Consider the following 8,057-nt stretch of genomic DNA (forward strand, 5'->3'; position numbering starts at 1 on the left):
CATTAATTCATCGAATGTTGGCTTATTTATAGATGAGTTAATTTCACAAGTTAGAAATTTTGGATACCCTAATCTCGATTTGCTACCCGTTATCAAAATTACAAAAAAAATATTTTAAATAAGTGTAAATGTTTGGTTTACAGTATAAAAAGTGTTTTTTTTAGATTATGAAATTGAATTTAACAATAACTAAATCGATTGAATATTAATTTATGAAGTTTTAGGAAAAAATAAAATACATGACTTTGGTCAAAAGTTAAAAAACGATGGGAATTGATTGCTCGCAAAAAGTTAGATTCTATTTAAGCGTATTTTTTCAGAAATAATAGAGTGAAATTTAATGATAAATTTAAGCTGTGCTTTGTAATGAAGTTAAAGCAAACAAACGCACATGATTTTCTTTATACGACTTGTAGTCTAAAAAAGAGGTTTGTCCAAAAACAAGCACGGTTATAATTATACATGAGCGTTTGAAAAATCAAAATAACAGTCTTAAATTTTCAGTTTTTAAACCAAAGATTTTTATTATTTTCGTAAATTGCAGACCTAAAATGAACATTTAAATAAAAATGGAACAAGCAAAACCATATATTCCTAAGAATAAAGTAAGAATTGTAACCGCAGCAGCCCTTTTTGATGGTCATGATGCAGCAATTAACATCATGCGTAGAATTATTCAGTCTACAGGTGTTGAGGTCATTCATTTAGGCCATGACAGAAGCGTGGAAGAAGTAGTGAATACCGCTATTCAAGAAGATGCTAATGCCATTGCAATTACTTCTTACCAAGGTGGACATAACGAATATTTCAAATATATGTATGACTTGCTTCAGGAAAAAGGAGCAGGGCAAATTAAAATATTTGGCGGCGGCGGTGGTGTAATTTTACCTTCAGAAATAGCCGAATTGCAAGCGTACGGGATTACCCGTATTTATGCTCCGGATGATGGTCGTGCCATGGGATTACAAGGGATGATAAATGATTTAGTCCAACAATCTGATTATCCTATTGGAGATAAATTGACGGATGAAATGGATCATTTGAAAGAAAAAAATCCAAAAGCTATTGCCCGAATCATTTCATCTGCAGAGAATCATCCTGAAGTTGCAAAACAGACTTTAGACGCGATTCATAAAAAAAATGCTGAATGTAAAACTCCAGTTCTTGGAATCACAGGAACGGGTGGGGCAGGAAAATCATCTTTGGTTGATGAATTAGTGCGTCGTTTTTTAATAGACTTCCCAGAAAAAACCATTGGATTAATCTCTGTAGATCCATCAAAAAGAAAAACGGGAGGAGCACTTCTTGGTGATAGAATCCGAATGAACGCTATCAATAATCCTCGCGTTTACATGCGTTCACTAGCCACTCGTCAATCAAATTTAGCTTTGTCAAAATATGTAGCCGAAGCGATTCAAGTAATCAAAGCTGCCGATTATGACATTATTATCCTGGAGACTTCCGGAATAGGGCAATCGGATACGGAGATTATGGACCATTCTGATGTTTCCTTATATGTAATGACACCAGAATTTGGAGCTGCGACTCAATTGGAAAAAATCGACATGCTTGATTTTGCTGATTTGGTGGCCATCAATAAATTTGACAAACGCGGTTCTCTTGATGCTTTGAGAGACGTAAAAAAACAATACCAACGCAACCACAATCTTTGGGATGCGGATTTAGATACACTTCCTGTTTTCGGGACAATTGCTTCGCAGTTCAACGACCCGGGAATGAATACGCTTTACAAAGCGATTATGGACAAAGTCCATGAGAAAACAAATTCTGATCTAAAATCTACATTTAAAATCACTCGCGAAATGAGCGAGAAGATTTTTGTCATTCCGCCACACAGAACGCGTTATTTATCTGAAATAGCCGAAAGCAACAGAAAATATGATGTTACGGCGGTAAGTCAAGAACAAGTTGCTCAGAAATTATACGGGATTTTCAAAACGCTGGAAAGTGTTTCAGGAAAATTACCAGTAATTAATAAAGCTGGAATTGATGACGATTCGGTTTTACCAACAGCTTTAGAAAATGAAAAACAAGGAGTTGCTGAAAATAAAATTTTCCTAAATCTTTTACTCAATCAATTTGACAAAGTAAAAATGGATTTGGATGCCTACAATTGGGAAATTATATTGAATTGGGATGAAAAAGTAAACAAATATAAAAATCCGGTTTATACGTTCAAAGTTCGTGATAGAGAAATCAAGATGGCGACGCATACCGAATCGCTTTCCCATTCGCAAATTCCAAAAATAGCTTTGCCAAAGTATCAAGCTTGGGGCGATATTTTACGTTGGTGTTTGCAGGAAAATGTTCCTGGAGAATTTCCTTTTACCGCTGGTTTATATCCATTCAAGCGCGAAGGGGAAGATCCTTCCCGTATGTTTGCAGGTGAAGGTGGACCAGAAAGAACCAACAAACGTTTTCATTATGTGAGCGCAGGATTGCCTGCAAAACGTTTGTCAACAGCTTTTGACAGTGTAACTTTATACGGAAATGATCCACATGTTCGTCCTGATATTTACGGAAAAATCGGGAATGCCGGAGTTTCTATTTGCTGTTTAGATGACGCTAAAAAATTGTATTCTGGTTTTGATTTGGTGCATGCTATGACTTCGGTAAGTATGACTATTAATGGTCCGGCACCGATGTTATTAGGCTTTTTCATGAATGCAGCGATTGACCAACAATGTGAGTTTTACATTAAAGAGAACAATCTCGAAAAAGAAGTTGAAGCAAAAATCAACAAAATATATAAAGAAAAAGGTGTCGAAAGACCACATTACCAAGGCGATTTACCGGAGGGAAATAATGGTTTGGGATTGATGCTTTTGGGGGTTACCGGAGATCAGGTTTTACCTTTTGAAATTTATAATGAAATCAAAGCAAGAACCTTATCACAAGTTCGTGGAACCGTTCAAGCTGATATTTTAAAAGAAGATCAAGCGCAAAATACCTGCATTTTCTCTACTGAATTTGCGTTGCGATTGATGGGTGACGTACAGGAATATTTTATTACTAAGAATGTAAGAAATTTTTATTCGGTTTCTATTTCTGGTTACCACATTGCCGAAGCGGGTGCTAATCCAATTACACAATTGGCTTTCACACTTTCTAATGGTTTCACTTACGTGGAATATTATTTGAGCCGTGGGATGGACATCAATGATTTTGGACCTAACTTATCATTCTTTTTCTCGAATGGAGTTGATCCTGAATATGCAGTAATTGGTCGTGTAGCGCGTAAAATTTGGGCGAAAGCTATGAAAATTAAATACGGCGCCAATGAACGTGCTCAAATGTTGAAATATCATATTCAAACATCAGGTCGTTCTTTGCACGCACAGGAAATTGATTTCAATGATATTCGTACGACTTTACAAGCTTTGTATGCGATTTATGACAACTGTAATTCGTTGCATACCAATGCGTATGATGAAGCTATCACAACGCCAACCGAAGAATCTGTTCGTCGTGCCATGGCGATTCAGCTGATTATCAATAAAGAATTAGGTCTAGCCAAAAACGAAAATCCAATTCAAGGTGCTTTTATCATCGAAGAATTAACAGACTTGGTAGAAGCTGCGGTTTTAGCCGAATTTGATCGAATTACAGAACGTGGAGGTGTTCTTGGTGCTATGGAAACGATGTACCAACGTTCAAAAATTCAAGAAGAAAGTTTGTATTACGAAACCTTGAAACATAACGGTGATTTTCCTATTATTGGGGTTAATACATTCTTGAGTTCTAAAGGTTCTCCAACGGTTATTCCAGCTGAGGTTATTCGTGCTACCGAAGACGAAAAACAATATCAAATCACTATGTTGCACCATTTGCATCAATCAAATCAGGATAAAGTAAAGGAACAATTGAACGACATTCAAGAAGCAGCGATTAAAAACGAAAACTTATTCGAACAGTTGATGGAAGCGACGAAGGTTTGTTCTTTGGGACAAATAACTTCGGCTTTGTTTGAAGTAGGCGGACAATATAGAAGAAATATGTAAGCAGAGAACCACTTTTTTGCTTTGCAAAAAAGTGTGTGAATCGCTTATCCCGCTTTTTAGCGGGATCTCATTTACGAAATCTCATTCACCATTTTTTCGTAGCAAAAAAAGTGTGTGAATAGTTTATCCCGCTTTTTAGCGGGACTTATTTCCAGGTATTTAAAAAAGATCTTTCAGTGATGAAAGGTCTTTTTTTATGTCTTTTATATTTTATTGAAGTTTGAGCTTAACACTTATAAGCTAATCGGAAACAATTATTTTGTTCAATTATTAATAAAATACAGGTTTACGAATAGGAGTAGAAGAATTCCATTTTACACTATTTTTCAGTGAAGGTGAAACTTAAATAATGTGCTTGAAAATGAATTTAATTTATTTAGATAAGCGATTGTTTTAGTAAATGTCTTCCGTAAAACAAAACATAATATTAAAAGTAGGAAATTTATTCATAATTAAAATCAATTAATTTAACATGAAAATGTCTGTTAATCAATTAATTAGTAGGATATTTTTTTTACATGTTGATGCCTTTTTTTTAATAAAGTATGTACTTTATCTTTTAAATTGGTTGTTCATCATGTTGTAATGTTCTTTTTTCTGAAATTTTTGGGTTTTTACTAAAGCATCTTCTATTAAATGAATTGCATTACGTAGGAAAATCATTTGTAATTTTTTAAAATTATTTTAACACGTAACTAACTGTTAATCAATTAACTAAATTTTAATTTTTTTTAGATTACATAATTATTTTCTTACATACCAATGTTGATTGCCGATTTAACGGGCATCTTGTCGAGTTTATTCCTACTTTTTTTAGATGCATTCTTTAAAATCCTTAATTTTATGTAAGAAAAGAATTAAGTTGTATTTATACGACTTTAGGTTAGTATTAGGAGTCATATATTGTTCCCCGCATATTATATTCCTATGTTTGAGAATTCACTTCAATTATATGTAATTGAAGATTAGTTAGTAGAGGTTAGTTGCATTTCCCCAATGTGTCAATTTCCCGTAATAACCTATTTCCCTGTTTTAATTTAGTCGGTTTGAAATTAATATAATAAATTTTTACAAATCGATTTCTGGTATGATAAAGGTGTTTTTATTCTCCTGATAAAAATATCCTTTTGAGACGGTTAGCTTCATTATTTTATTTGAAGATTAAAAATTCGCCCTGAGTCTTTAAACCTGCAATTAAAAAAAAACATATGGTTTTAAAATACTATTATTATGAAAAAACATGTTTTATTAAATTTTTTAACGTTTTTCAGTAACCGGGATAAAGTCTTGGTTGGGGATGAAAACGAATTTAAAATGGGTTTAAGTCGAGTGAATTATTCACGGACTAAAACGAGTAAATATTTAGTCAAGGAAACTTCTAAGAATAAAAATTTTATTTCAAGTACGTTTTTACTTGTTGTATTTTTTCTTTTTACAGGGGTTCTGTATGCTCAACAACCTTCCTGTAATCTTTCAGGTCCGTTGAAAGGGTATTTTGATTCTGGAGGAGGCAGCACAATAACCATCATTTCAGATGTTTATAACACAGGCCCCAACACTACTTATTCTTGGATAATCGATAAAAACATACCGGGGGCTACTATAGTTTCAGGTAAGGGTACGTCGAGTATTCAGGTAAAAGCAGGTACTAAAGGAGGAAGCTTTAAGATAAAGCTTACCGTCACAAATCCAGGTTTAAATGGAGGTCCAAGTGAATCTAGCACCTGCACTAAATCGGTCACCGTAGGTCGTATTTAAATTATAAATGATAAAAATTTACATTATGAAAATTTCAAATACTATTGAAGAATTGGGTGACTGTTGCCATAGTTCCGGTCATTCAAATAAAAAAAAGAATAAGAAATTAGGATACTTTTCGATAGTGCTGTTTTTACTGATGACATCAGTTCAGATGGTTTATGCGCAAGTTCCTACTATTACAAGTTTTTCACCGACTTCTGCCAAAGGGGGAGCAACGGTTACCATTATAGGAACCAATTTTACGGGTGCTACTTCAGTTAAATTTGGGACAGAAGCGGCCGCTTCATTTACCGTTGTCAATTCCACTACTATAACAGCTGTAGTGTCTTCATCAGGTGAGAGCGGTAGGATTTTTGTAACTACTGCTGCAGGAACTGCTGAAATCATTAACTTTATATTTTTACCACCCCCATCATGTAACATAGTGGGTCCGTTGAAAGCGTGTTTTGGTAATAATCTCACGTATCAAGTAGAAATTGCAAATAGTGGTTATAATCCGAGTTCAACACCGCTAGTTCCGGAGCTTCTCATATCATTCCCCCCGGGGCCAGATAACACTACAAATGGACCAATGATTGTATCGAATACTCCATTTGCTTATGATCCTGTTACAAATTCAGGAACTTTAACAGCAGAGTTATTTCCGGGAACAACGACAGGAAAAATTCTGGGTGTTTTAACCGTTAATGCTCCTGGAGGTAGTTGTGAATGTAGTGCCTCTATCGTAATAACAGATGTAAATATTACAACAACATCGCCTCCTATTAAATGTATTGGAGGGACTACTACTCTTCAAGTTAATGCAACTTCAAGTGGTATTCGGGCTTATAAATATACGCTGAGTCGTGCTGGATTTCCTGATATAGTCAAAGACTTCACGCCGTTCACAACGGTTTTCTTTGATAATCTTGTAGCTGGTAATTATACAGTTACCGTCATGGGTGATAGCCAGAGTAACGGCTTAGGATGTACATCAACAGTACCAGTAGTTATTTCCGATCCACCGGCAATAGTAGTATCATCAGCAACTGGGGCGAATCCTAAATGTAATGGTGGAACCGATGGTTCGCTTACGATTACCGCTTCAGGAGGAACAGGCACATTGATGTATTCCAAAGATAATGGTGCAACTTACCAAGCCTCTAATGTCTTCAGCGGATTAGCTGCTGGAACCTATTTATGGGCGGTAAAAGATGCCAATGATTGTATCTTGAAAGGTACGGTGACGCTCACCCAACCAACTATTTTGGCTTCTAGTGATGCTCATGTTGATGTGAAATGTAACGGAGGCAAAGATGGCTCTGTAACACTTACGTACATTGGCGGAACAAGCCCTTATATGGTGAACTTCAATGGTGCAGGCTTCGTGACTCAAACTTCTCCAAGTGCGTATACAGGTCTTACAGCCGGTACCTACACTTGGATAGTAAAAGATGCGAACGGATGTATTGTAGAAGGTTCAGAAACTATTGCACAACCAAGTATTTTGGTAGCAACAGATGCACATGCTGATGTAAAATGTAACGGTGGAAGAGATGGCTCTGTAACCGTAACATTCAGTGGCGGAACTAGTCCTTATATGGTGAACTTTAATGGTGCAGGCTTCGTGGCTCAAACTTCTCCAAATGCGTATACAGGTCTTACAGCCGGTACTTACACTTGGATAGTAAAAGATGCGAACGGATGTATTGTAGAAGGTTCAGAAACTATTGCACAACCAAGTATTTTGGTAGCAACAGATGCACATGCTGATGTAAAATGTAACGGTGGAAGAGATGGCTCTGTAACCGTAACATTCAGTGGCGGAACTAGTCCTTATATGGTGAACTTTAATGGTGCAGGCTTCGTGGCTCAAACTTCTCCAAATGCGTATACAGGTCTTACAGCCGGTACGTACACTTGGATCGTTAAAGATGCGAACGGATGTATTGTTCAAGGTTCAGAAACTATTGCGCAACCAACTATTTTGGTAGCAACAGACGCACATGCTGATGTAAAATGTAACGGTGGAAGAGATGGATCAATAAACGTAACATTCAGTGGAGGAACAAGTCCTTATATGGTGAACTTCAATGGCGCAGGCTTCGTGACTCAAACTTCTCCAAATGCATATACAGGTCTTGCAGCCGGTACGTACACTTGGATTGTAAAAGATGCCAACGGATGTATTATGCAAGGCTCCGAAACTATTGCACAACCAACTATTTTGGTAGCGACAGATGGACATTCTGATGTGAAATGTAACGGAGGAACTGATGGTTCAGTAACCGTAAC

2 protein-coding genes and 1 pseudogene are annotated in these 8,057 nt (G+C 36.1%); all 3 read left to right on the forward strand.

Annotation, left to right across the window (positions count from 1 at the left end):
- The first annotated feature begins 569 nt into the window (after nt 1-569).
- Nucleotides 570-4,022, forward strand: a complete 3,453-nt coding sequence (locus IWX84_RS10515) for a methylmalonyl-CoA mutase family protein (RefSeq protein ID WP_196850705.1) — start codon at nt 570-572, stop codon at nt 4,020-4,022.
- A 1,230-nt stretch (nt 4,023-5,252) separates the two neighbouring features.
- Nucleotides 5,253-5,780: a hypothetical protein gene (locus IWX84_RS10520; RefSeq protein WP_196850706.1), complete on the forward strand. Its 528-nt coding sequence runs from the start codon at nt 5,253-5,255 to the stop codon at nt 5,778-5,780.
- A 25-nt stretch (nt 5,781-5,805) separates the two neighbouring features.
- A pseudogene (locus tag IWX84_RS10525) lies at nt 5,806-8,057 on the forward strand (IPT/TIG domain-containing protein); the annotation flags it as partial.

It is taken from the genome of Flavobacterium sp. CG_9.10, from assembly GCF_015752245.1.
Taxonomy (GTDB): Bacteria; Bacteroidota; Bacteroidia; order Flavobacteriales; family Flavobacteriaceae; genus Flavobacterium.